Origin of the sequence: Vibrio sp. S11_S32 (genome assembly GCF_014694465.1) — a bacterium.
GTDB classification, from domain to species: Bacteria; Pseudomonadota; Gammaproteobacteria; order Enterobacterales; family Vibrionaceae; genus Vibrio; species Vibrio algicola.
Genome location: NZ_JAAUWS010000151.1, coordinates 1 through 540 on the forward strand (window position 1 = coordinate 1; position 540 = coordinate 540).

Annotated in this window: 1 protein-coding gene; it reads left to right on the top strand. The window is 39.8% G+C overall.

What is annotated here, in order from left to right; genetic code table 11:
* The coding region (locus HC723_RS17050; RefSeq protein ID WP_190339955.1) for an IS66 family transposase at positions 1-540 on the top strand (540 nt) is incomplete at both ends.

Here is a 540-nt window from a genome sequence, read left to right on the forward strand (position 1 = left end):
AATGCTTACAGTGACGCACCAAGCAGTAAAGTTAGCGTTACAAAAATCCCCATTAATTCATGTAGATGAAACATCCCATAGTCGTAATGATGAAGATGGATTGCGTTGGTGCTGGCTTATGGCGAGTGACGATTTAGTTTATGAGAAAATATTATTTTCTCGCTCTGCTATTTCAGCGAAGACGATAATCAATGAAGACTACGCAGGTATTGTTGTATCGGATCAATGCCCAAGCTACAACTGGGTTTCACCCGATAAGCACCAATTATGCTGGGCTCATGTAAAACGAAACCTTCAACAAATTGCTGACTATAGTGGTGGCGGTCATACTGCTTATATTGGCCGGCATTTATGCCTTATAACCAATTCTCTCTTTCGAGCCCGACATCAATTTGAGAAAAATGAAATTGAACATTTGATGTATTTACGGCGAATGAAAAGATTGCAAAAATCCTTTGATTACTGGTTAGAGAAAGGACTCAGTATTCAGGTTCAGCGCTATCGGGGTCGGTGTAAATTACTCTTCAAACATAGAGAAAG